The 22,850-nt window shown below is 55.4% G+C and carries 22 protein-coding genes; 2 read left to right on the top strand and 20 right to left on the bottom strand.

Features of this window, described 5'->3' with window-relative positions:
• Positions 1-114 precede the first annotated feature (114 nt).
• From DEP07_RS24985 to DEP07_RS24915, 15 genes are all read right to left on the bottom strand, one after another.
• A complete protein-coding gene (locus tag DEP07_RS24985; RefSeq protein WP_122963465.1) occupies positions 115-1,332 on the bottom strand; it encodes a M20 family metallopeptidase in 1,218 nt (405 codons plus the stop codon).
• Between the two features lie 58 nt (positions 1,333-1,390).
• Positions 1,391-2,350: a P1 family peptidase gene (locus DEP07_RS24980; protein WP_280648334.1), complete on the bottom strand. Its 960-nt coding sequence runs from the start codon at positions 2,348-2,350 to the stop codon at positions 1,391-1,393.
• Positions 2,351-2,353: 3 nt separating this feature from the next.
• Positions 2,354-2,911, bottom strand: coding sequence for an ECF transporter S component (locus tag DEP07_RS24975; RefSeq protein ID WP_122963467.1), 558 nt, complete (start codon positions 2,909-2,911; stop codon positions 2,354-2,356).
• Positions 2,912-2,972: 61 nt separating this feature from the next.
• Complete coding sequence (locus DEP07_RS24970; protein ID WP_173595865.1) at positions 2,973-3,809, bottom strand: energy-coupling factor transporter transmembrane component T family protein; 837 nt, start codon at positions 3,807-3,809, stop codon at positions 2,973-2,975.
• A 12-nt stretch (positions 3,810-3,821) separates the two neighbouring features.
• Positions 3,822-4,682 (bottom strand): energy-coupling factor transporter ATPase, encoded by an 861-nt coding sequence (locus tag DEP07_RS24965; protein ID WP_122963469.1) that lies wholly within the window; start codon positions 4,680-4,682, stop codon positions 3,822-3,824.
• Positions 4,679-5,548 (bottom strand): energy-coupling factor transporter ATPase, encoded by an 870-nt coding sequence (locus DEP07_RS24960; protein ID WP_173595864.1) that lies wholly within the window; start codon positions 5,546-5,548, stop codon positions 4,679-4,681. The genes DEP07_RS24965 and DEP07_RS24960 overlap by 4 nt, the downstream gene beginning before the upstream one ends.
• Positions 5,549-5,706: 158 nt before the next feature.
• Entirely contained in the window at positions 5,707-7,008 is a 1,302-nt protein-coding gene (locus DEP07_RS24955; protein ID WP_122963471.1) for a sigma-54 interaction domain-containing protein, read from the bottom strand.
• On the bottom strand, positions 7,005-7,250 hold the full coding sequence (locus DEP07_RS24950) for a hypothetical protein (protein WP_287103185.1): 246 nt from the start codon (positions 7,248-7,250) through the stop codon (positions 7,005-7,007). The genes DEP07_RS24955 and DEP07_RS24950 overlap by 4 nt, the downstream gene beginning before the upstream one ends.
• A 110-nt stretch (positions 7,251-7,360) precedes the next feature.
• Positions 7,361-8,032: a GNAT family N-acetyltransferase gene (locus DEP07_RS24945; RefSeq protein WP_242771654.1), complete on the bottom strand. Its 672-nt coding sequence runs from the start codon at positions 8,030-8,032 to the stop codon at positions 7,361-7,363.
• 36 nt (positions 8,033-8,068) lie between these two features.
• Positions 8,069-8,737: a GNAT family N-acetyltransferase gene (locus DEP07_RS24940; protein WP_287103184.1), complete on the bottom strand. Its 669-nt coding sequence runs from the start codon at positions 8,735-8,737 to the stop codon at positions 8,069-8,071.
• 26 nt (positions 8,738-8,763) lie between these two features.
• Positions 8,764-9,621: a carbon-nitrogen hydrolase family protein gene (locus DEP07_RS24935; RefSeq protein WP_287103183.1), complete on the bottom strand. Its 858-nt coding sequence runs from the start codon at positions 9,619-9,621 to the stop codon at positions 8,764-8,766.
• Positions 9,622-9,776: 155 nt separating this feature from the next.
• Entirely contained in the window at positions 9,777-11,036 is a 1,260-nt protein-coding gene (locus tag DEP07_RS24930; protein ID WP_173595859.1) for a M20 family metallo-hydrolase, read from the bottom strand.
• Positions 11,033-12,655 carry an amidohydrolase gene (locus tag DEP07_RS24925; protein ID WP_173598820.1) on the bottom strand — a complete coding sequence of 541 codons (1,623 nt, stop codon included), beginning with the start codon at positions 12,653-12,655 and terminating at the stop codon, positions 11,033-11,035. Before DEP07_RS24925 ends, DEP07_RS24930 begins: the two co-directional genes overlap by 4 nt.
• 45 nt (positions 12,656-12,700) lie before the next feature.
• A complete protein-coding gene (locus tag DEP07_RS24920; protein ID WP_287103182.1) occupies positions 12,701-14,194 on the bottom strand; it encodes a sodium:solute symporter family protein in 1,494 nt (497 codons plus the stop codon).
• A complete protein-coding gene (locus DEP07_RS24915) occupies positions 14,191-14,394 on the bottom strand; it encodes a DUF3311 domain-containing protein (protein ID WP_063227036.1) in 204 nt (67 codons plus the stop codon). The genes DEP07_RS24920 and DEP07_RS24915 overlap by 4 nt, the downstream gene beginning before the upstream one ends.
• Before the next feature lie 165 nt (positions 14,395-14,559).
• Between DEP07_RS24915 and DEP07_RS24910 the strand changes: the two genes are divergently transcribed.
• Together DEP07_RS24910 and DEP07_RS24905 are read left to right on the top strand one after the other, a co-directional pair.
• The gene (locus tag DEP07_RS24910; RefSeq protein WP_122963479.1) at positions 14,560-16,218 is read left to right on the top strand and encodes a PucR family transcriptional regulator; all 1,659 of its coding nucleotides are present in this window, start codon (positions 14,560-14,562) and stop codon (positions 16,216-16,218) included.
• Positions 16,219-16,258: 40 nt separating this feature from the next.
• Positions 16,259-16,450 carry a hypothetical protein gene (locus DEP07_RS24905; RefSeq protein WP_063227034.1) on the top strand — a complete coding sequence of 64 codons (192 nt, stop codon included), beginning with the start codon at positions 16,259-16,261 and terminating at the stop codon, positions 16,448-16,450.
• 75 nt (positions 16,451-16,525) lie between these two features.
• Here DEP07_RS24905 and DEP07_RS24900 read toward each other — a convergent pair whose 3' ends face one another.
• The 5 genes from DEP07_RS24900 to DEP07_RS24880 form a co-directional block, all read right to left on the bottom strand.
• On the bottom strand, positions 16,526-18,139 hold the full coding sequence (locus DEP07_RS24900; RefSeq protein ID WP_287103181.1) for an ABC-F family ATP-binding cassette domain-containing protein: 1,614 nt from the start codon (positions 18,137-18,139) through the stop codon (positions 16,526-16,528).
• Between the two features lie 458 nt (positions 18,140-18,597).
• A complete protein-coding gene (locus DEP07_RS24895; protein ID WP_122963481.1) occupies positions 18,598-19,713 on the bottom strand; it encodes a sulfate/molybdate ABC transporter ATP-binding protein in 1,116 nt (371 codons plus the stop codon).
• The gene (cysW, locus tag DEP07_RS24890) at positions 19,710-20,576 is read right to left on the bottom strand and encodes a sulfate ABC transporter permease subunit CysW (protein ID WP_141254163.1); all 867 of its coding nucleotides are present in this window, start codon (positions 20,574-20,576) and stop codon (positions 19,710-19,712) included. Before cysW ends, DEP07_RS24895 begins: the two co-directional genes overlap by 4 nt.
• A 12-nt stretch (positions 20,577-20,588) precedes the next feature.
• A complete protein-coding gene (gene cysT / locus DEP07_RS24885; protein ID WP_141254161.1) occupies positions 20,589-21,425 on the bottom strand; it encodes a sulfate ABC transporter permease subunit CysT in 837 nt (278 codons plus the stop codon).
• A 41-nt stretch (positions 21,426-21,466) separates the two neighbouring features.
• Positions 21,467-22,534: a sulfate ABC transporter substrate-binding protein gene (locus DEP07_RS24880; protein WP_122963482.1), complete on the bottom strand. Its 1,068-nt coding sequence runs from the start codon at positions 22,532-22,534 to the stop codon at positions 21,467-21,469.
• Positions 22,535-22,850: the final 316 nt, after the last annotated feature.

Here is a 22,850-nt window from a genome sequence, read left to right as displayed (position 1 = left end):
CTTGCGTATGTATCAGTCTCTATTGTAAAAAAATTTGGATAGATTAAGCAAGTTTTTATCAAATTGCAACGCGAAAAAGACTTTGCCACACGCTTTGGCAAAGTCAGCTTTTTCTCACGCACGGACAGGCTGTGTCAAGAAGGTCAAGGCAGACAAGGCAAACAGCTGAGTCGATTCCACCAACTCATCAATGTCCACGTACTCATCGGCATGATGCGGAATGTGGCGATCGCCCGCTCCGGTCGTCAAGATCGGGATTCCGGCCTTGTGCAAAAAGGTTCCGTCCGTCGCTCCCGGCACTCCGTTGTAAATCGGTGCCTTTCCGGTGATCTCGCGGTAGGCGCTGGCAACGGACGTGACGACTTCCGCTTCCATCGCGGTCAACGTCCACGGACGCTCCTCGATGACTTCCAGTGTCGCCTTGAATTTGTCGTCCTCTCTGGCCAACGCTTGCAAAATCGCTTGCATCTCTTCGTGGAGCCGTTCATGCTCTTGTCCGGGAACAGTCCGAATATCCAGCGTCGTCATGCACTGATCGGGCACGACGTTGATTTGCGCATCGCCTTTGACCGGCGCCTGAACAATCGTTGGCGTAATGCTCGGCCAGCCAAGCATCGGGTGCTCGCCCAGTCTCGCCATCTCCCGGCGCTCCAGCTCTTCCAGGGCCACGATGGCTCGGGCCATCCGCGTATTGGGATTGATCCCTGTCAGCGGCATCGCGCCGTGCGCCATTTTGCCATATGTACGCAAGATCGCCCGCATCGCTCCTTTTTGGGTGATGCACAGCTGGTTTTCTTCCGGCTCGCAGATGATGGCGGCATCGACGCCTTTTGCCCAGCCCCTTTTGATAAAGTCCTTGATCCCGATCATCATGCCTTCTTCATCGCACGGGATGCACAACAAAATTTTGCCCGCAAACGCTTCCTTGGAACGTTGAATGGCCTTGACCGCGCAAATCGCGGCGGCGAGGTTTCCTTTTGTATCGCACGCGCCCCGTCCGTAAATCCGCCCGCCGGAAATAGCCGCACCGAACGGATCGTAGCTCCAGGCATCGCGATCGCCTTCTGTCACGACGTCGGTATGCGCTTCGAACAGCAACGTTTTCCCCGGTCTGCCCGAGTCGTAAAAAGCGATGACATTCGGACGTCCTGGAACGACTTCTTCGTAAAAGACTTGCAGCCCCATCTTGCGCAGGTAATCGGCCACAAACAAAGCGACCCGCTCCTCGTTTGCCCCCGCCTGCTCCGGGCGAAACACGCTCGGAATCCGCACCAGCTCCTGCGTCAAGCGCACAACCTCTTGCTCGTCTACAAAGGATATTACCTGATTCATCAGACCGTCTCCTCCCCTGCGTCCCTATGCGTGATCAATAGGCTGTTTTCTGTTTTCGTCAGTTGTGAAAGCTGCTGTAGGCCGGAAGACCGCCCGCTTCTTTCGCCGCCTTGACCGCGTTCACGACAGCCGCAGCCAGCACATCTGCCGACAAGGCTCCCACTACATCTACCGCAGCTTCCATCTCTCCTGTCGCGACGGAAAAAATCGTGTCGCCATCGTACATCGTATGGATCGGCCGAATGGTGCGGGCAAGCCCGTCGTGCGCCATTTGCGCGACTTTTTGCGCCCCGGCCTTGGTCAGCTTCGCATTGCTGGCGACGACGGCAATCGTCGTGTTCGTGCCCGGGGGAATCGGGGAAAAAGCGTGTTGGAGCATCATGTCCACGCTGTCGCGAATCTCGCGGTGCTCATCCAAAGGGCCTGCGAGAATCTCGCCCGTCTTTGGCTCCATCACATGCCCGACCGCGTTGACTGCGACGAGCGCACCGATGACCAGACCGTTCGGCAAGCTTAGCGAAGCACTGCCCAGACCGCTTTTCATCGCGTTGGCAAACCCGTTCAGCTTGCCCACCGAAGCGCCTGTACCCGCGCCGACATTTCCTTCGCTGACCGCTTCCGAAGTCGCCGCCGCTGCCGCCTGATAGCCCATGTGGCGATCCGGCCGCACCCGATGATCCCCGACGGCAAGATCAAACAAAACCGCAGCAGGCACGATGGGCACGACCCCGTAGCCAACATCCAGACCAACGCCTTTTTCCTCTAGATACTGCATAACCCCTGTGGCGGCGTCGAGGCCGTACGCGCTGCCTCCGGAAAGGCAGATGGCATGCACGACGCTCACGAGATTGAGCGGGTCAAGCAAATCCGTCTCGCGGGTGCCCGGGGCAGAACCCCGGACATCCACGCCGCAGACAGACGGCTTGTCGAGCAAAATGACGCTGCAGCCTGTCAATGCTTCTTCGTTTTGGGCGTGCCCGACTTTGACGCCTGGCACGTCGACAATCGTTCCTGTCATTGGCTAAAAATCTCCTGAAATTTTTGATTTTTGTCTCCCGGAGCTTCCAAGCTTTTTCCACGCTGCCACGACCGCCAAGGTGACGATCACGGAAACGACCGCTTCCGGCAAACCGTTCGTAACGGCAACCGTCGCCGCTACCCCGAATGGCATGTAGCCGCGAATTACGGCCAGCCCGAGCACCAGGACGGTGTTCGTCAACGCTCCGATGAATCCGGCTGCGCCAATGGCGAGGTACTGGTTGACATTTTTCAACCCGACGTAGGTCAAATACGCCGTCACCCCGATAAACAAGCGCGGGAGGATCGCTACCAGCGGATCTTTAAAGAGCGGAACAGTGGCGTTCAGGAAGGAAGAAACTCCAAAAATGAGACCAATGATCATTCCAACGCCCCAGCCCTCCATGATGCCGCCAATGACTGCCGGGATGTGCATGATGGTGGCATTGCCTGCCGCCGTAGGAACAGGAATGTAGCCGAGGCGCGTCACCCCGAGCAAAATCGCAATCGCTCCGAGAACCCCGGCAATGACGATCTTGCGTACGGTCAATCCTTTTTCCATGCTTACTCCTCCTTTTACCTGCGATTGATATGGAACCCTCTGTAGGGAGAACTCCCGAATACTACCACGGTATCCCCAGCATGACGACGGAAATGACTACGCTTGCAACCAGCGCCGCATAGTCGATGCCTTTGGCCTTGTACTGCGTATAACGCGTCCGGGATGCACCTGGCATATAGCACCTTGCTTCCATCGCCAAAATCAGATCCTCGGCGCGGGACAGCGCGACATTGAATAGCGGGATGATGATCGGGAACATGTCTTTGGTGCGCTGCACGATCCGCCACCACTCGCCCGTGCCGAAGTCTGCGCCGCGCGAAGCCTGCGCTTTCATCATTTTTTCCATTTCCATCGCAAACGTCGGGACGAAGCGAATCGCGATCGTAATGATCAAGGCAAACGCATGGACGGGAAACTTGACTTTTTCCAACGGCCCCAAAAGCCGCTCCATCCCGTGTGTCAGCTCGGTCGTCGAGGTGCTCAGCGTCAGCACGCTGGAGAGGAAAATCACTTCCACGAAGCGCATCGCCGAGACGATGACGAGCCGGATGCTTTCGCTGGAGATCGAGATAATGCCGTACTGGAAGTAGACTGTGCCGCCATTGGCGATCTCGCCGTAAAAAAGCAATTGCATGATGGCCAAAATAATGATGAACGGAATCGCTGGCTTGATGCCGGAAATGCCGTAGTGCAGCGGGATTTTCGATACCTGGAACAGCCACAGGCACACCGCCAGCGCAAACAGGTTGCCGACGTATGTGTTGCAGATGGCAATCGCTACGATCAGGATGGCAAAAGCGCCAAGCTTGAACCGGGGGTCGAGGCGATGCACGACAGAAGCAGTCGGCAAATACTGGCCGATGGTAATATTGCGCGTCAATTCAAATTCCGCAGACATGGACTCCCCTCCCTAGCGTTGGATCAGCTTCAAAATTTCGCAGGCGGTTTCTTCCGGCAAAAACGCTCCCGGATTGATGTCGTAGCCGCGTTCGCGCAGACGGTACAAAATATCGACCGATTCCGGCGTGCCGATATGATGCTCGCGCAGCAGCTCCTGGTTTCCGAAAATTTGCCGCGGCGTTCCTTCGCAGACCGCCTTGCCATTTGCCATCACGTAGACGCGGTCCGCGAGCTGCGATACCTCTTCCATGTTGTGGGAAACAAAAATTACCGTCAGTCCTTCTTCGCGATTCAAGCGTCTGATTCGCCCGAGCAGTTCCAGGCGGGAACGGGGATCGAGACCAGCGGTAGGCTCGTCGAGCACCAGCACTTTTGGCTGCAAAGACAGAACGCCAGCCAGCGCGACCTTGCGCTTTTGACCGCCACTCAGTGCGTAGGTCGGCCGATCCTTCATTTCCTGGAAGTTCAGGCCAACGAGGTCCATCGCCCATTTCACGCGGTTTTTCACTTCTTCCAGCGGAAGTCCCATTTTAAACGGACCGTAGGCCACATCGTCTCCGACCAGCTTTTCGAACAGCTGGTCTTCCGGGTTTTGAAAAACGAGGCCGACTTGTCTGCGCAAGGAACGAATGTCGATTTTCGGCTGGGAAACATCCATGCCGTTCACGATGACTTTCCCTGATTGCGGCCGAATCAAGCCGTTGAAATGCTGGATCAAGGTTGATTTGCCGGAGCCTGTATGACCGATGATCGCCAGGCACTCGCCCGCTTGCACTTGCAGGCTGACTTCATTCAGCGCCACATGCGACAGCGGGGTTCCTTGCATGTACACATGGGACAGCTTTTGCACGTCTACAATCGGCTGTGTCATGACCCGCTCGCCTCCGCCTGTCTGACGTACAGGCGGTCGACTTCCGCCACGACTTCCGCATTGTGGATCAGATCGGGGGCAAACGCTGGCAGCTCCGCATGAACCAGTGCGGCGATCCGGCTTGCGTCCGGAACGTCCAGATGCAGCTCGCGCAGCCTGTCCTGATGCGCGAACACTTCTCGCGGCGTTCCTTCCAGCACGATTTGGCCGCCCTCCATCACAACGACCCTGTCCGCCTCCGCCACCTCTGACATGTGGTGTGTGACGGTCACAATCGTCATCCCTTCCCCGTGCAGCTTGCGAACGACTGCCAGGATGTCCTGTCGGCCGTAGCTATCGAGCATGCTCGTCGCTTCATCGAGAACGAGGCATTGCGGCTTCATCGCGAGAATGCCGGCAATGGCGATCCGCTGCTTTTGCCCGCCGGACAGATGATGCGGCGGACGATGGCGAAAAGCACTCATCCCGACCGCTTCCAGAGCGAAATCGACCCGCTCCTTCATTTCCTCCAAGCCTACCCCGATGTTCTCCAGGCCAAATGCGACATCATCCTCCACAATCGTCGCCACAATTTGATTGTCAGGATGCTGGAACACCATTCCTACGCGGCTGCGCACTTCGTGAATCCGCGCTTTTTCCTTCGTGTTGATGCCATTGACCAGGACATCGCCCTCTTTTGGCGTCAAAATGCCGTTGAGGTGTTTGGACAACGTCGATTTTCCAGACCCATTGTGCCCGATGATCGCCAAATACTCACCGGGGTACACTTCGAGAGAGATGTTTTGCAGCACCGGGATTTGCTGGTCCTGACTCACCTGGTAGGCAAACGAGACGTTTTCAACACGTATGATAGGCTCCATAGACATGTGCTTCCCTCCCTTTCCACGGGTGTGCGTATGTATGCTATGCCTTGAAAGTAAGCAACTCCCGTGCCAAGTCTTTATGTTTTAAATTTTCTGTAAATTACACAAATTTTGTTGGCTCACCTGTTGCATCCAGCATCATTTCCGTTGCGTTTGCAACATTAGTTCCATTCCTCATACTTCTTCATCTTTCTCCACAGCGTCGTGCGATCCATTCCCAACATCTTCGCTGCTTCTCGCTTGTTTCCTTTTGTCGCTTCCAGAACCTTGCGAATCATCTCTTCCTCATCATCCTGCTGCTGTCTGAGCGCTTGTTTGCGGGCGAGTTTTTTGGACAGAAACTGCGTGTCTTCCAGCCGCAAGTAGTCGCTTTTGCACAACAGCACCATCCGTTCCACGACATTGCGCAGCTCGCGCACATTCCCCGGCCAGTCGTATTGCCCGAGAAAATGGTACACCGCTTCATCGACGCCTTGCAGCCGCCTGTCTCCTCGCTGTGCGATTTCCTCCATGATGGCCTCCATCAAAAGCGGGATGTCCTCCGTGCGTTCGCGCAAAGGCGGCAGCTCCAACGTCAGCACGTTCAGCCGATAGTACAGGTCGGAGCGAAACAGCTTTTCTTCCATCATCTGCTCCAGATTCCGATTCGTTGCGGCAATGATGCGCACATCGACAGGCACGATTCGCTCGCCGCTGACCCGGCGCACCTTTTTTTCCTGAAGGACGCGCAACAGCAATGCCTGAATCGTGATGGACATTTCCCCGATCTCGTCGAGAAACAGCGTCCCTCCGTGAGCCAGCTCAAACAGGCCGGGCTTCCCGCCTTTTCGCGCTCCGGTAAATGCCCCTTCTTCGTAACCGAACAGCTCGCTCTCCAGCAGATTGCCCGGAAGCGCGGCACAGTTCACCGCGATAAACGGCCCTGTCGCTCGCTGACTGCTCAGATGAATGCCTTGGGCGAACAACTCCTTGCCTGTCCCTGACTCCCCTTGAATCAGCACAGTCGCATCCGTTCTGGCAAACGTTTCGGCCCATTCTTTCGCCTCTTGCATCGCTTTGGAATGCCCGACGATATCTTCCAGGCGGAATTTGGCTTCCAAGCCGCTTTCCATGCTTTGTTTGCGAATGCGCATCTCCATTTTTTGAATGTCCGTAATCTCTTTAAAGGTCGAGACAGCTCCGACAATCTCTCCGTTCACGACAATCGGCAGCCGATTGATAATAATTTGCCGATTCAGCACGGTAGCAATGTCACCGATTTCCTTTTTTCCGGTCGCCAAAATGCGCAACATGTCCGAGTTCGGGATGTAACGGGTTATTTTTTCGCCGACGACATGGGACGGCAACCCGAGTATTTCTGTCGCGTTCTGGTTGACCCAGATGATCGTATAGTCGTGGTCGACTGCGATGATCCCGTCATGAGAAGCATCGAGGATGGCTTGAATGTGAATGTCGCTAATCATTGGCCTGGCTCTCCTTCCTCGGCACGGTCCACGAGAGCAGCCACTTCTGCTGGCGGCCGTCTGGTCCGGCGCTTCGTTTTTCGCTTCTTTTTCCGCAAGACGGACAGGGCGAGCAGCATCAAAGCGAGCATCGCAAGCTGGATGGGCTGAGACATTTTCGCGCTGACCCAGCCGCTCATGAGCAACAGATGGAGCAGGACGGCTATGTAGAGAAGAATGGATGCGAGGTTTGGCGCATTCACTCTCTTCCCTCCTCTATGGACAATGTTGGGGGCGGTAGAAGAAAAACTCCCGTGAAGCCACGATGAATAGCCCCACAGGAGTGTCGGTTCTTGCTGTCAGATCGTTTCGTTTAGATCGGCAAAAGCTCCACGCTGTCTTTGCTTTCAAGCTCTGCGACCATGTCCAGCCAAGCTTGCGGCTTTTGCGGGAGGACGGCGTAGTAGCGCTTGAGGAAAGTGACGATCAAATCAGCTTCCAGCGTGGTTTGCTCTTCATTGGTCGGCATGAAGCCAAGGTCCAGTCCTGCGACTGCTTCTCCGTCGTTTTGCCAGGATGGATGGACGTATTGGAAATTGGTGCGCTTGTAGCCGAGATGGGACAGCACTTCGCGGCGAACGAACGGGTCCATCGGCTTGATGCCGCCGAAGCTGTGCTCTTCCACGCGGTACGGGTCGTAAATTTCCGCAAACATGCCGTACAGTTCTTTGCCGTTTTCCGCAGCGAGCGCGAGCAAGTCTTTTTGGCGCTCTCTCGCCAGGAAGCGGCCCACTCCCAGTCCTTCGCGGCCAATGATAGTGAAGTCGGTCATGGCGACGTTCATGTCCGGATAATAACGGTATTCGGTAGCGCCTACCACTTCTCCTTCATGAACGGCCACAAACACGCGGATGGACGGGTCTTCGAGCGGTTCTTTCCACAGATCGTAGTCAAGCACTTCCTCCGGCGGGAAAACGTCCTGCATCAAGCGGTGCATGTTGGCGAACAGCGGGTTGTCGATATGTTGAATGCGTACAAATTCCATCGGTTTCGTCCTCCTGAAAAATGATTCTCTTTTGGCTTATCGTGCCAGAAACGGGTTTTTCCATTCCATCAGCACGGCGTAGTTGCGGGATTCCTCGTCCTCCAAATAATCGGCCACGATCTGCACAGGCACGCGCCCGCAGCGCATCAGAAACGTGATGACGGGGTCTTTCACTTCGCCCGAAACCACATGCTCCACGTATTGCTCTGGCGTCCATCGGTTCGCATAGCGTCCGTAGCCCGGCATTCTTCCGCCGCCGAGCAAGCGCGTCAAGCCTTTTTGCACAACCAGCTCATACATCGCCTGCATCATCAGCTGTCCCAGTCCGAGCTTGCGGTGGCTTGGCCGAATGCATATGTCCACGATGTACAAGGTGTCGCCGCCAGGATTGTGGCTCCTGATATAGCCGTCGTCCGTCACGTCCGCCCATTTGTGCTCGGGGTGCGCCTGATCGAACGACACGAGCAGCGCCGTCATTGATCCGGCCAGCACTCCGTCTACCTCAACGCAAATCGCGCCCTCGGGAAACAGCGTGATATGGTTGGTGAGTTGCTCCTGGTTCCACCACAGCTCGGATGGAAACGGCGGCGGAAAGCTCTCCGCCTGAATCTGAATCAGCTCGAAAAAGTCGGAGCGGTTGTAGTTGCGGATCACAGCCTTGCGCGGCTTGTCCCCTTCAAACACATACAGCTCTTTGCGGTACATTGCCATCCTCCTTACGTGCGCTGACGCTAGTTCCAATCGGTGTACAAGTCTGTCCGGCGGTCACGCCAGGTCGTCACGGAGCCTTTTTCCCGCACTTCATACAAAAGCGACAGGTCGAGGTCGGCAGTCACGAGCATGTCGTGGTTGATCTCCCCTTCGGCAAGCACTCCGCGCGGCGGGAACGGCACGTCGTTTGGCGTCAGAATCGCTGCCTGGCCAAAATTGGCGCGCATAAAGTCGACAGTCGGCAGCGAACCGATTGTGCCTGTCAGCACGACGTACACCTGATTTTCGATCGTGCGCGCGTGGCTGGTGTAGCGCACGCGATGGAAGGCGTGGCGATCGTCTGTGCAGGACGGACAGAAAATGACATCCGCTCCGCGCGCTTTGGCAATCCGCACCCACTCTGGGAACTCGATGTCGTAGCAAATGATCATCGCGACTTTGCCTTTGTCGGTTTCAAAAATTTGCAGGGAGTCGCCCGCGCCCATGTTCCAGCCTTTGACTTCCCACGGGGTGATGTGGATTTTCTTTTGCTGGCCGACTCGTCCATTCGGGTAGAACAGAAAAGCCGTGTTGTACAGCTTGCCGTTCTCCTCGATGATGTGCGTGCCCCCGATCAGGTGCATGTTGTACTTGGCCGCCAAGGAAGAAAACAGCTGGACGTACCGCTCGGTGAACGAAGGCAGCGCGGTAATCGGCAAAGCGCGTCCCTGCTCATCGCCAATGGACATCAGCTGGGTGGTGAACAGCTCGGGAAACAGCAGAAACTCGGTTTCGTACTCATCGGCGTTGCGAACGTAGTGCTCGACCTGATTCGCAAAATCTGCAAAACTATGTATCGTGTGCAAGTGGTACTGCACAGCGGAAACGCGCATTTTCATTGCATTCTTCCTTCCTGTTTTCTTATCCTTAAAATATATCAAAAACGATCGGCAAAGTCTTCCTTTCCATGCGCCGCAAAGGTTTCGCTTCACGAAAAGTCGCCTGCCAGTGGATCGGCAGGCGATTTTTTGTGCGGCCGCGGCGCGGTGTCCGTCTAGCTGCTCGCGCTCATGCGCAGCGCCGTTTGGTACAGCAGCTCTGTCCCGAGCGCGATATCCTCGTAGGTGGAAAACTCTTGCGGGTTATGGCTGATTCCGTCTTTGCAGCGGACAAAAATCATCCCGTAGTCGCATACGTACGATAACGCCAGGGCGTCGTGAAACGGGCCGCTCATCAATTCCCGCGGCTCTAGGCCGAGTGCGCGGCTCTCTTCGTGCATGATCGCCTTGATCCAGTCCGCACAGTAGCGAGGGTCGCTGTTCGTATCTTCGGTAATCGTGTATTGCAGGCCGCCTTCTTCTGCTGCCGTCGCGATCGCCTCGCGCAGCGCCTTTTCCCGATCGTCGCGCCGGGCCAGGTCGATGTCGCGCAAATCGACGGAAAAACGCACGCGCTCCGGGATGATGTTGCGCGAATCAGGAAACACCTGCAAATGCCCTACCGTGCCGACAGTAGGCGCCGCAGGGTCGAGCTTCGCCAGCTCATTGACCGCGAGAATGACCTTCGCTGCGCCGACCAAGGCGTCTTTTCGCATCGGCATGGGCACCGATCCGGCATGTCCGGCAAAGCCCGTCAGCTCCACCGTCCACCAGAGCGGGCCGGAGATCCCGGAGACAATGCCGATCGGCTCGTCTGCGCCATCGAGCACAGGGCCTTGCTCGATATGCAGCTCCAGGTAAGCCCCGATGCTGCCTTCCGGATAGACAGATTCGGCCAACCGATCCGGGTCGCAGCCAAAGGCGACGAGCGCTTCCCTGCGTGTCACGCCATCTTTGTCGGCTCGCGCCAAATCTTCCTCAGCCCATTGTCCCAAAATTCCTTTTGATCCGAACAAGCCTTTTTGAAACCGACAGCCTTCCTCGTCGCAAAACGCGACCACCTCGATCGGTTGCTGCGGCACGATCCCTTGTTCGCGCATCGTCTGCACGGCTTCCAGAGCGCCCAACACGCCGATCACGCCGTCGAATCTGCCGCCGTACGGTTGGGAGTCGATGTGCGAGCCGATCATCAGCACAGGCGCTTCCGGGCTTTTCCCCGCCATTCGCCCGATCAGGTTGCCAAAATGATCCACCCTGGCAGCAAGTCCCGCTTCCTCCATCCACGAGCGCACCAAGTCCACCCCTGCCCGATCCTCTGTGGACAAAGCCAGCCGACATACGCCCGTCTCGCCGATTTTGCCGATTTGGGCCAGCGCCTCGATCCGTTTGCGCAATCGTTCTGCGTTGATCGCAAGCGTCCTCGCTTTTTCATTCATGACTGGATAACCTCCTCGTCTTGTCTTTGGTAAACCAGCTTGCCGTCGATCATCGTCTGTTCGACCTTCAGTTCCTTGATCCGGTCATGCGGAGTGGCGAGAATATTGCCGCTGAGCACGACGAGATCAGCCAGCTTGCCAGGTTCGATGCTGCCTTTTTGCCCTTCCTCAAAGCTGGCGTACGCCCCGTTCCAGGTGAACATGCGGATCGCTTCCGGCACACTCACTCGCTGGTTGGCTCCCACCGATTGGCCCGATTTGCTCTGGCGGTTGACCGCCGCATGAATCCCGATCAGCGGGTTAAAATCGGTAACAGGGCTGTCCGAAGCGCCTGCGGCCACGATTCCGCACGCAAACTGATCCTTGGCCGGGAACATGTGGCGAACCCGCTCCCCGATATTTCGCACGTACGAATCGCCATGGTCGTAAATAAACGCCGGGTTCGGGATCGGCACGACACCGAGTTTCGCCATCCGCGCAAGCAAGTCAGGAGAAGAGACGCCTGCATGCTCGATCCGGTGGCGGTGATTTTCGCGCGGATGGGCAGCGAGAGCGGCTTCGAAGCAAGTGAGCAGCATGTCAATCGCACGATCTCCCTGTGCATGGGCAGTAATCTGGAACCCTTTTGCATGGGCCTCTCCCAAAATCGTATTCAACTCGTCCTGCTCATAGTAGAGGATTCCGCAATCGTCGGGGCGACTGGTGAACGGCTCGCGCATCGCCATCGTCGGCGCAATGCTCGCTCCATCTGTGAAAATTTTCGCCGGGCCGATGCGAAAGCGCTCATCGCCAGTACCCGTCACCATTCCCGCGTCGATCATCCGCCGCACAAATTCCTCCGACTGGTTCAACGAGCAGACGATGGCGTAGATGCGCACCTTGACGTCTCCGGCGAGCACCGCCTTTTGCATCGCCCGGAAGTTTTCAGGGCCATACCCGCCCGCGTCGTGTATGCTGGTGATTCCTGCCGCCACAAAGTCTTCCGAAGCCAGCCGCAGCCCTTCCCTGTATTCCGCTTCGGAAAAGGCAGCCTGCTCGAACATTTTCATGTGTGCCGTCTCGACCAAAAAGCCTGTCAGGTTCCCACGCTCATCGCGGTCAATCCGTCCGCCCTGCGGGTCAGGCGTGTGCCGATCGTAGCCGGCAAGCGCCAGTGCCCTGCTGTTGACCACGCTGTGATGGGCGCAAGTGCGCATGACAAAAATCGGATGATCGGTCGAGACGTCGTCCAGCTCGGCCAAAGTGGGATAGCGCTGCTCTGCCATCCCGTTTTCATCGAATCCGCACGCTCGCACCCACTCGCCCGCCGGGGTTTTTTGCGCCTGCTCTTTGAGTGCGGCGAGCAGTTCGTCAATCGAGCGAATGCCGCGCGCCTTGCAGTCCACCCCCAATTTGTTCGTGCCGTAAATCGTCATGTGCAAATGCGCGTCAATAAAGCCTGGCAAAAGGCTTTTGCCTTGCAGATCGATCACGTTTGTCTGCGGGGTGATCCAGCGCTTGATCTCCTCCGTCGTTCCGACCGCGACAATGCGGTTCTCTCTGACAGCTACCGCCTCTGCGATCCGATTGTTTGCATCCACTGTCACTACATGTCCATTGAGAAACACCGTTTCTGCCATTTCATTTCCTCCTTTTTGTCGTCAGCCGTGTTTGGGCCTTTTGCTTTATTTGAACGTAGGCGTTCCTTCCGTATTGGCCGCCTGCTGTCCGTTGACGAACAGCGGTTTGGTGATAAGCGTCACGCCGAACATCACGACGATGTTCACCAGCAGCGCCACGACCCCGATGTTCAGATCCTGGATGACGGAAGGCCAGTGCGGAAACAGCGTCGCGAGCGTCGCCTGCGAGACCGTCGTATAGGCGACCGTCAACACTCCGGCTGCAATTCCGGCAAACGCCCCGTATTTATTGACGAGCGGCTGTTTGCCCAAGCTGAACAGCAAAGCGGGAAACAACTGGGTCACCAGACTGTAGCCCATCAACAGCAAGGTGACGAGCGTGTCTCCGCCGCTGAGCGTAAAGTACAGCGAGATGAGCGACAAAACCGGAACGAGCAGCTTGGCGACTTTGGCGATCTGGACATCCGAGGTGGCTGGCGCCATGACTTTGTAGACGTTTTTCGCCAAAAGGGTCGCTCCCGTCATCAGCAGCATCGAGCCTGGAACGAGAGCCGTCAGCAGCCCAGCCGCGCCGATGATGCCGACGATCCACGGGTCAAACGTCTTCAGCGACAAACGCAAAAGCGATAAATCCCCATCTGCCCCTTTCAAGCCGGGCACTTGCAAAATCGCCGTAAAGCCGACGAAGAACACAAACAGCAGCATCAAGGTGTACAGCGGAAGCATGATCGTATTTTTGCGGAACACGTTTTCGTTTTTGGCGGAAAACACGGAACCGAACGTGTGCGGCCACATGTAAAAACCAAAAACCGTGATGAGTACGGTAGAAATATACCAGGAGGTGCTAAGCCCTTCTGTCGGGAAGGTCAAAAAGCCCGGATTAGCCGCATGCACGGCTGCAAACATCGGCTGGATGCCACCGTAATAGTGATACGGCAAATAAATCCCGAGAAAAACGACCACGAAAAAAATCATGATGTCTTTGATCGCCGCCGTCCAGGCCGAGCCGTGGATGCCGGAGAGCATGACGTAGATGGTAACGGCAATGACTCCGAGCCAGACAGCGGCTGCTGGCGAGATCGTGCCGTACGAGGCTTCGGAAACGATGATGCCCAGCCCTTTGAATTGCAGCACGAGGTAAGGAATGATCGCGATCACGCCAACGGCGGCGACGAGAATCCCCAGCATCGGGCTGTTGTACTTGCTCACGAAAAAATCGGATTGGGAAACGAGCTTGTGCTCTTTGGCATAGCGCCAGATCGGGGGCAACAGCCAGTAGGAGATGACGTAGGCAAGCGAAATGTAGGACAGGACGTAGTAAGACGGCGCTCCTTTGGAGTAAGCCCAGCCGCTCCCTCCGAGGAAGGTGAACGTCGTGTAAATCTCCCCGGCGACCAGCAGGAAAATAAAGATCGAGCCAAACCCTCTGCCGCCTACTGTCCATTGCTCCATGTTCATGTCTTTGCCTTGGCGTGCGCGAATCCCGGAGTAGAACGACAGCAGCAGGAAGGCAAAAATGATCAGCAGAGCAATGTTCATGATGAACTCTCCTCCTCTTTTGTAGCCGGATCGAGTTGATGGATGACCGCCATAATGACAGAAGTCAGTACAACCCACAGGACAATCCAGAACAAGACAAAAGGCATGCCCAGCACATAAGGCTCCACCCGGTTCACAAACGGCACTCCGCCAAGCATGCCGATAAACGGCACGACTCCAAGCCAATCTCTTGCTTTCATGCAGATCCCCCTGTTTACTCGATTTGTCCCATTGCCTGCGCGCGCTTTGGACATGTACTCTATTATTATCGAAAAATTCAATTTTCTCCTTTGTCCTGCTGACCAGAAAACAGCGCGTTCTTTTGTTTATTGAGCCAAAAGCATTGAAAGACGGAGGGAAATGGCGTGATAACAGTCCGTGAACTGATCGAAGTTGGAGGCTTTACGAAAGCATCCGTGCTTGCCGGGGAAGACTTTCTCGACAAAGAACTGCTTGGGGTTACCTCGTTTGACTCGCCGGATGGACACAGATGGCTGCGCGCAGGCGAATTTGTGCTGACGACAGGCTTTCCTTTTCTGATCCGCCAAAATACGTGTGAAGCTACCTTGATTCAATTGATCGACGAGTTGGCTGCCATCGGAACGCCTGGTCTGGCGATCAAACTCGGCCGCTACATGGCGAGCGTGCCTGCTGCCGTCCTCGCCCACGCCGCGAAAAGGCAAATGCCGATTTTGTCCTTTCCGATGGATAAAGCGTGGTCGGACGTCATCGTGCCTGTCACGCAGTACATCAACGACAAACAGCGCCTTGAGCTGAATCGCACACATGCGATCTACGAGCGGTTTCACCTGCATCTGACTGCCAATGATCCGGTGTCCAAGCTCGCGGCACTGCTCGCAGACTTGCTGCAAACGCCGATCAGCATCGAAGTGCCGAGCCTGAGATGGAAGTGGGCCGCTTCGCCTGACGCTCCCCCTGGCGGCTTTGGCTTTGCAACCGACGAGGGGCACGACATCCCGCTCGGACAAGCCGCTTCGCCTTCCATGCTGAAAAATCCGCTCGTCAAAAGGGCAGATGGCCGTCACGTGCGCTGGCTGCTTCAGGAGCGGAACGTACAAGGCGCGATCTGCACCGGAATCATCGAACGAGATTTATACGCCTGGGAAAAAGTCGCGATCGAGCAAAGCGCCGCCCTGTTGTCGCTGGAAATCGAGCGGCAGCGTTCCGTAAACGAGACGTACCAGCGGTTTCGCAATGACTTTTTGCAGCTGTTGCTAAGCGATCAGATGCACGCGCGAGACGTGCTCACGCGCAAAGCGGATGAGGTAGGCTGGAAGCTCGCCGATCACTACACGGTCGCTGTTCTCGGCGTCTCCCCTCTGGAGCGGACAGGGATCGAGAACTGGAACGACAACCGCGACTTGCTTTTGGCTCTGACTCCTTCCCTGTCCGCCCTTGATGACGCCATTTTGCTGGGACTCGATCAGCAAAACCGCATCGTGCTGCTGATCCCGACAGCCAGTGGCTCTAGTGATTCCACTGCTTGCCTGACCAGCACCAAACAAGTTCTCGCTGCTTTGCTCGCTTTTTCGTGGCAACAGCGCGTGTTTGTCGGCCTGGGGCGGTTTCACGCCGGACACACGGGCATTGCTGCCAGCTATCGCGAGGCGCAAATCAGCTTTCGTGCGGCGATGCGCGGGCTTGATGCCAAGGCAGCAGCGAATACCACCATCGTCGCTTTTCACGACCTCGGGCTGGAGCGCATCCTGTTTGCCGAGCAGCCGGACAGAGAGGCACGCTTGCTCGCTCAGGAATACTTGGACAAAATCAACGAATACGATCGCGAAAAAAACGGGCAACTGCTGGATACGCTTCACATCTTTTTGCAAGTGGACGGCAATCACGCAGAAGCGGCGTCACGGCTGTACGTGCATAAAAATACGATCAAATATCGGCTGGCGCTCATTCGCGAACTGACGGGCTTAAACCCGGATCACGGCCATGACTTGCTGTTGCTGCGCATCGCCATGACGGTGCAATCGATTGGTTTTGCCAAAGGCTAAGCTGGTATAATGGCAACAGAGCGACTTAGGGGGAATGTAGATGGATGAGTGGCTGAACAAGCCGGTTAAGACGAAGGAACGGCCCAAAAAGCGAGGAATCGTCGAATACATAGATGATCAGTACATCGTTGTTTTCTTTACGTTGCCGCGCAAGGAACGCGTCATTTTCTCAAGCAAGGAAGCTTTTTTGAACAAAATCGAGTTCGTTGAAGAAGCAGCACCCCCGAACTGACCCACGCAAAAAATCCCGTGTCTGGCATCTGACTACTGCCTTTGACACGGGATTTTTTATGGAAACAAGCAGGTTTTACGCGTAGTGTTCGTCGCGAAGACGCTTGATCTCGTCGCTTTCGAGGTACTCGTCATACGTCATCATCTTGTCGATAACGCCTTTCGGAGTGAACTCGATGATGCGGTTGGCGATCGTTTGCACGAACTGGTGGTCATGGGAAACGAACAGCAAGGTTCCGTCGAAATCGATCAAGCCGTTGTTCAAGGCTGTGATGGATTCCAAGTCCAAGTGGTTCGTCGGCTCATCCATGATCAGGACGTTTGCGCTCGCCAGCATCATTTTGGACAGCATGCAGCGAACTTTTTCGCCTCCGGACAGCACGTTTGCTTTTTTCAGCGCTTCGTCGCCGGAGAACAGCATGCGGCCAAGGAAGCCGCGGATGAACGTTTCATCCTGCTCTTTCGAGTATTGACGGAGCCAATCCACGAGACTCAGCTCGGAGTTGAAGTATTCAGCGTTGTCTTTCGGGAAGTACGCTTGCGAAGTCGTTACGCCCCATTCGAAAGAACCGCTGTCTGCCTGTACTTCGCCCATCAAAATTTGGAAGAAAGTCGTTTTTGCCAGCTCGTTTGGTCCGACAAACGCTACTTTGTCTCCCTTGTTGATGACAAGGTGCAAGTTTTTAAACAGCTTCTCGCCTTCGACTGTCTTGCTCAAGCCTTCGATAGCGAGCAAATTTTTGCCTGCTTCGCGCTCCGGCTTGAAGTTGATGAACGGATATTTACGGCTGGACGGACGAATGTCTTCCAGTGTAATTTTCTCCAACAGCTTTTTCCGCGAGGTCGCTTGCTTCGACTTGGAAGCGTTGGCGGAGAAACGCGCGATAAACTCCTGGAGTTCCTTCATCTTCTCTTCTTTTTTCTTGTTCTGATCGCGAACCATCTTCAGCGCCAATTGGCTGGACTCGTACCAGAAGTCGTAGTTCCCCACGTACATTTGAATCTTGCCGAAGTCGATATCCGCAATGTGCGTGCACACTTTGTTCAGGAAGTGACGGTCATGGGATACGACAATGACGGTGTTCTCATAATCGGCGAGGAAGTTTTCCAGCCAGCGAATCGACTCGATATCCAAGTGGTTCGTCGGCTCGTCCAGGAGCAGGATGTGCGGGTTGCCAAACAGCGCTTGCGCGAGCAATACCCGTACTTTTTCCGTACCGGACAGGTCTTTCATCAGCTTGTCGTGCAGGTCTGTCGGGATGCCCAAACCGATCAAAAGGCTCGCTGCATCTGCTTCCGCCATCCAGCCGTTCAGCTCTTCAAATTCCCCTTCCAGTTGGGAGGCACGGTTGCCGTCCGCTTCGGAGAAGTCTTCTTTCATGTAGAGCGCAGTCTTTTCTTCCATGATCTCATAGAGGCGCTTGTGGCCCATGATGACCGTTTTCAAAACTTCATACTCGTCAAACTCGAAGTGGTTCTGTTTCAACACAGCGATACGCTCGCCTGGTGTCACCGAAACGTGTCCGCTTGTCGGCTCGATCTCTCCGGAGAGGATTTTGACAAACGTAGACTTCCCGGCACCGTTCGCACCGATGAGGCCGTAGCAGTTACCAGGGGTAAACTTAATCGATACATCTTCAAACAGTGCGCGTTTGCCGTAGCGCAGCGTCACGTTCTGAGTGCTTATCATCGTCGCAATACCTGCCTTTTTTGAATCGTTCAAACACTTATCTTATCAGAGATAGCTGCATTTTGCAAAAAATATCGGGCGAAAACGCCGCGCGCTTCTCCGGCGTCGGCCGACAAATACGTGACAATCTCCCCTCCTCCACCTTGTCTATTTTACCAGAAAATCCCGGACAAATAAAAATCAGGGCGCTCGGGCACATTATGTGATGTCTCTGTATCTCGAGCGAGGGAGGTTGGGGTTATGTCCAAGAAAAACGGCGTGAAAAATGAGATGGGAAACAAGGAAAATCCTTCGCAAACCAGATCTTCCACTACTGTAGGCAAAGAAGAAACCCGCTCCAAGCAGCGCGGCGAGTAAAATTCGTTGAGGTTCGTTTCCTCACACAAAAACCAGTCTGCTGATGAGTAAACGGCAGACTGGTTTTTGCCATGACGAATGGCGGAGTGCGAAGTGCGAAATCAAACGGTGACGTGAACGGGAGTCAAGGCAGGTGTCGGTACAGATTGCAGTTCGGATTCCACGTAGATGGACAAATTGTTCAGGGTGACATACACGACGTCGCCTTCTTCCACGAGAAGTTCGAGGAAGCGCTGCCGGCCCATCTCCGCTTCAAACACTTCTTTCGTATCGAGGCGCCTCAACTCCAGACGCACGAGCGGGCCGAGCAGCGTAATCCGCTCGATATGCGCCTGAACAGCCGTAGCGGCAGCTGATTGTGGCGGATGCAGCGACACTTCCGCATCATGCGGACGCATGTAGCCGATCGCCGGGCCTTCGCTGACACCTTGCTCTGCTGTGAACTCCGCCTCGCCCAGTTTGATCCGCCCGTTTTGAATGCGTCCGCGAAACAGATTGACGCGCCCCAGGAAGCTGTACACAAACGGGTTGGCTGGCTTGAGATAAATTTCTTCGGGAGAACCGACCTGCTCGACGCGCCCTTCGTTCATGACGACGACGCGATCAGCCAGCTCCATCGCCTCTTCCTGGTCGTGGGTGACGAACAAAATCGTCAAGCCGAGCTTTCCATGCAAGTGCCGCAACCAACGCCGCAACTCCTGTCTGACTTTTGTATCCAAGGCGCCAAACGGTTCATCCAGCAGCAAAAACTTCGGCTCGACCGCAAGCGCTCTTGCCAACGCCACGCGCTGACGCTGCCCCCCGGACAGCTGCGACGGATAGCGGTGCGCCAGCCCTTCCAATTGCACGAGCCTGAGCAATGAATGCACTTTTTCGCGAATTTCTTCCTTGCTCGGTCTGGTTTTGCGTGAACGCACCGTCAACCCGAACGCGATGTTGTCAAAAATGTTCATGTGCCGAAACAAGGCGTAATGCTGAAAGACGAAGCCGACTTTGCGCTCGCGGACATCGCGGTTCGTATTGTCCTCGCCGTTGAACAGGATGCTTCCTTGCTGCGCCTGTTCCAGCCCGGCAATCAGCCGGAGCAAGGTCGTTTTGCCTGAACCGGAAGGCCCCAGAAGCGCAACCAGCTCCCCTTCGGGTATGTGCAGATTGACATTTTCCAGCGCGGTAAAATTTTTATACGACTTGGTAATGTTGACAACTTCTATGCTCATCCTGCTTTCTCCCCTGACGCGTCAAAGTAATAATCCTCTTCCGCCTTGGACTTCCGCTCGGTTTTCCATTCGATCAAGCTTTTCAGTACGAGCGTGACCAGCGCCAGCACAGCGAGCAGCGTTGCGACGGCAAACGCAGCGGCGAACTGGTACTCGTTGTACAAAATCTCCACGTGCAACGGCAGCGTATTGGTCATGCCGCGAATATGGCCGGAGACGACCGATACCGCGCCAAACTCCCCCATCGCCCTGGCGTTGCAGAGGATCACGCCGTACAAAATCCCCCATTTGACGTTTGGCAGCGTGACGCGCCAAAACGTTTTCCAGCCGCTCGCTCCCAGCGATACAGCCGCTTCTTCCTCGTCTTTGCCCTGCGCTTCCATCACCGGAATCAGCTCGCGGGCCACGAACGGAAACGTCACAAAAGTCGTCGCAAGCACGATCCCAGGCACCGCGAAAATGATTTTCAGATCAAGCGCAGCCAGCCATGGCGCAGCAACCCCCTGACTGCCGAACAACAGGACGAAAATCAGCCCGGCGATGACTGGCGACACGGCGAAAGGCAGATCAATCAGCGTAAGCAGCACATTTTTGCCGCGAAACGAAAACTTGGCAATCGCCCAAGCGGCGGCAATCCCAAACGTGACGTTCAGCGGTACGCTAATCGCCGCTACGAGCAAGGTCAATTTGACCGCAGACAGCGTTTCCGGCTCGGCAATCGCAGCCAGAAAAACACCCGCCCCTTGCTTGAACGCCTCAGTGAACACGGCGATCAGCGGCAAAATGAGAAACAGGCCCAAAAACAGAAAAGCGACTGCGATCAAGCTCCAGCGAACGTAGGCTGGCTCGGTTACATGTTTCATTTGTCCCACCTCCTATCGTGCCGCATCGAACTTGTTGATTCGCCATTGCAAGTAGTTAATGAGCAGAAGCATGACAAACGATGCGACGAGCATGACGGTTGCAATGGCGGTAGCTCCCGCGTAATCGAACTGCTCCAGCTTGGTCATGATCAAAAGCGGCACGATTTCCGTCTTGAGCGGCATGTTTCCGGAGATAAAGACGACAGAGCCGTATTCGCCAAGCGCCCGGGCAAAAGCGAGGGCAAAGCCCGTAATGATCGCTGGCAGCAAATGCGGCAAAATGACGCGGGTAAACGTGGCAAACCGCGTGGCTCCCAGCGTCGCAGCCGCTTCCTCCATCTGCAAGTCCCAGTCCTGCAAGACAGGCTGCACGGTTCGCACGACAAACGGCAGCCCGATAAAGGTCAAAGCAACCCAGATGCCGATCGGCGTATACGCCACTTTTACGCCCCACTCGGCCAAATACTGCCCGATCCAGCCGTTTTCGGCGTAGATGGAGGTGAGCGCAATCCCGCCTACCGCTGTCGGCAAGGCGAAAGGCAGATCGACAATTCCGTCAATGATCCGCTTGCCAAAAAAATCGTACCGGGTCAACACCCAGGCGACCAGTACACCGAATACCGCATTGACACAAGCGGCGAAAAAAGACGTGAGAATGCTGACGCGAATCGAAGCGATCACCCTCGGATCGAGGATCGTTCCCACGAACTGCTCCCAGCTCATGGTAGTGGCCTTCAAAAAAAGGACGGACAGGGGGATTAATACCAAGAGGCTCAAATAGATGATGGTATAGCCCATCGTCATGCCAAAGCCCGGCAGGAACCCCCTGCGCAAAAATGATTTTCTCATGGAGCTAACTCCTCTGATGGCAGGATAGGTTATGGACTGGATTACGGTTTGTACAGCTGATCAAAGACGCCTTGGTCGGAGAAGTGCGTTTGTTGAGCTTTTGTCCAGCCGCCAAAAAGTTCATCTATTGTGAACATTTCGATTTCAGGAAACGCAGGCGTATGCGCTTTGAGCACTTCCGCGGAACGTGGGCGATAGTAATGCTTCGCCGCAATTTCCTGCCCTTTTTTCGTGTACAGGAATTGCAAGTAGGCGTCGGCGACTTCTTTTGTCTTGTGCTTTTCCGCATACTTGTCGACGACGGTCACCGGAGGTTCTGCCAGGATGCTGAGAGACGGATTGACGATTTCGAATTTGTCTTTGCCCAGCTCGTTCACAGCCAAGTACGCTTCATTTTCCCAGGCGATCAGCACGTCGCCAATCCCGCGCTCGACAAACGTCGTCGTCGATCCGCGCGCTCCCGAATCGAGCACAGGCACGTTTTTAAACAAGGCTCCCACGAACTCTTTTGCCTTGGCTTCGTCACCGCCATTTTTCTTCAGGGCGTATCCCCATGCGGCGAGGTAGTTCCATCTGGCGCCACCGGAAGTTTTCGGGTTCGGCGTGATGACGGAGATGCCCGGTTTGACCAGATCATCCCAATCTTTGATCTGCTTCGGGTTGCCTTTGCGCACGAGAAAAACGATGGTAGACGTGTAGGGAGAGCTGTTTTCCGGAAGCTTTTTTTGCCAGTCTGCCGCAATCAGTCCCTGCTCGGCGATCGCGTCGATGTCGTACGCCAAAGCCAATGTCACCACGTCCGCTTCCAAACCGTCGATGACGGATCGGGATTGCTTGCCGGAGCCGCCGTGCGACTGCTTAACGTTGAGCGTCTGTCCGGTTTTCGCCTTCCACTCCTGGGCAAATTCCGCATTGACTTCCTGATAAAATTCTCTGGTCGGGTCATACGAGACGTTCAGCAGCTCGACGGTCTGTGAGCCGCCCGCTTCCCCGCTCCCGTTTGTCCCTGTTCCTTGCGACGCAGCCGAGCATCCTCCCAAAGCGATAGCTACGGCAACGATCCCGATGCGTTGCAGGATGGATTGAATATTGCCCTTTGTGGTGTTCATACTGGTGACCTTCACTCCCCATTTTTAATCTATACTATTTCACTCGGAATACTTAGTTATCTACGATTATACCTGCCTTTTTATCGCTGTCAATCATATTCCCATCCACTTTATGCCCACTAGCTGGGCGAGGTGAGAAACGGCGGCGCAAAAAAGACGTATGGTGTGTGGCTGTACGTTCGTTTAGCTACTCGGTAAGCAGGGGGAGCAGCTTCCTAATCCCAGTGATTTGTTCCCCGCTGTCGTTGTTTCGCTTCTCGCTATCGGTTTTCCGCTTCGTACTGCTTTTTCCGCTTCGCACCACCGTTTTTTCGCT

The organism is Brevibacillus sp., assembly GCF_003521185.1.
GTDB lineage: Bacteria > Bacillota > Bacilli > Brevibacillales > Brevibacillaceae > Brevibacillus > Brevibacillus parabrevis.
Note: the sequence above shows the minus strand (reverse complement) of the source record. Positions and strands in the feature narration are given on the sequence as shown.

Bases quoted from the DNA above. Each gene is read 5' to 3' on its own strand.
- DEP07_RS24905 (WP_063227034.1), top strand. From the start codon at position 16,259: ATGGATGAGTGGCTGAACAAGCCGGTTAAGACGAAGGAACGGCCCAAA.
- DEP07_RS24965 (WP_122963469.1), bottom strand. From the start codon at position 4,682: ATGACACAGCCGATTGTAGACGTGCAAAAGCTGTCCCATGTGTACATG.
- cysT (WP_141254161.1), bottom strand. From the start codon at position 21,425: ATGAGAAAATCATTTTTGCGCAGGGGGTTCCTGCCGGGCTTTGGCATG.
- DEP07_RS24970 (WP_173595865.1), bottom strand. From the start codon at position 3,809: ATGTCTGCGGAATTTGAATTGACGCGCAATATTACCATCGGCCAGTAT.
- DEP07_RS24940 (WP_287103184.1), bottom strand. From the start codon at position 8,737: ATGTACCGCAAAGAGCTGTATGTGTTTGAAGGGGACAAGCCGCGCAAG.
- DEP07_RS24935 (WP_287103183.1), bottom strand. From the start codon at position 9,621: ATGAAAATGCGCGTTTCCGCTGTGCAGTACCACTTGCACACGATACAT.
- DEP07_RS24930 (WP_173595859.1), bottom strand. From the start codon at position 11,036: ATGAATGAAAAAGCGAGGACGCTTGCGATCAACGCAGAACGATTGCGC.
- DEP07_RS24900 (WP_287103181.1), bottom strand. From the start codon at position 18,139: ATGATAAGCACTCAGAACGTGACGCTGCGCTACGGCAAACGCGCACTG.
- DEP07_RS24915 (WP_063227036.1), bottom strand. From the start codon at position 14,394: ATGAAAGCAAGAGATTGGCTTGGAGTCGTGCCGTTTATCGGCATGCTT.
- DEP07_RS24880 (WP_122963482.1), bottom strand. From the start codon at position 22,534: ATGAACACCACAAAGGGCAATATTCAATCCATCCTGCAACGCATCGGG.
- DEP07_RS24925 (WP_173598820.1), bottom strand. From the start codon at position 12,655: ATGGCAGAAACGGTGTTTCTCAATGGACATGTAGTGACAGTGGATGCA.
- DEP07_RS24975 (WP_122963467.1), bottom strand. From the start codon at position 2,911: ATGGAAAAAGGATTGACCGTACGCAAGATCGTCATTGCCGGGGTTCTC.
- DEP07_RS24895 (WP_122963481.1), bottom strand. From the start codon at position 19,713: ATGAGCATAGAAGTTGTCAACATTACCAAGTCGTATAAAAATTTTACC.
- DEP07_RS24955 (WP_122963471.1), bottom strand. From the start codon at position 7,008: ATGATTAGCGACATTCACATTCAAGCCATCCTCGATGCTTCTCATGAC.
- DEP07_RS24980 (WP_280648334.1), bottom strand. From the start codon at position 2,350: ATGACAGGAACGATTGTCGACGTGCCAGGCGTCAAAGTCGGGCACGCC.
- DEP07_RS24985 (WP_122963465.1), bottom strand. From the start codon at position 1,332: ATGAATCAGGTAATATCCTTTGTAGACGAGCAAGAGGTTGTGCGCTTG.
- DEP07_RS24920 (WP_287103182.1), bottom strand. From the start codon at position 14,194: ATGAACATTGCTCTGCTGATCATTTTTGCCTTCCTGCTGCTGTCGTTC.
- cysW (WP_141254163.1), bottom strand. From the start codon at position 20,576: ATGAAACATGTAACCGAGCCAGCCTACGTTCGCTGGAGCTTGATCGCA.
- DEP07_RS24945 (WP_242771654.1), bottom strand. From the start codon at position 8,032: ATGGAATTTGTACGCATTCAACATATCGACAACCCGCTGTTCGCCAAC.
- DEP07_RS24960 (WP_173595864.1), bottom strand. From the start codon at position 5,548: ATGTCTATGGAGCCTATCATACGTGTTGAAAACGTCTCGTTTGCCTAC.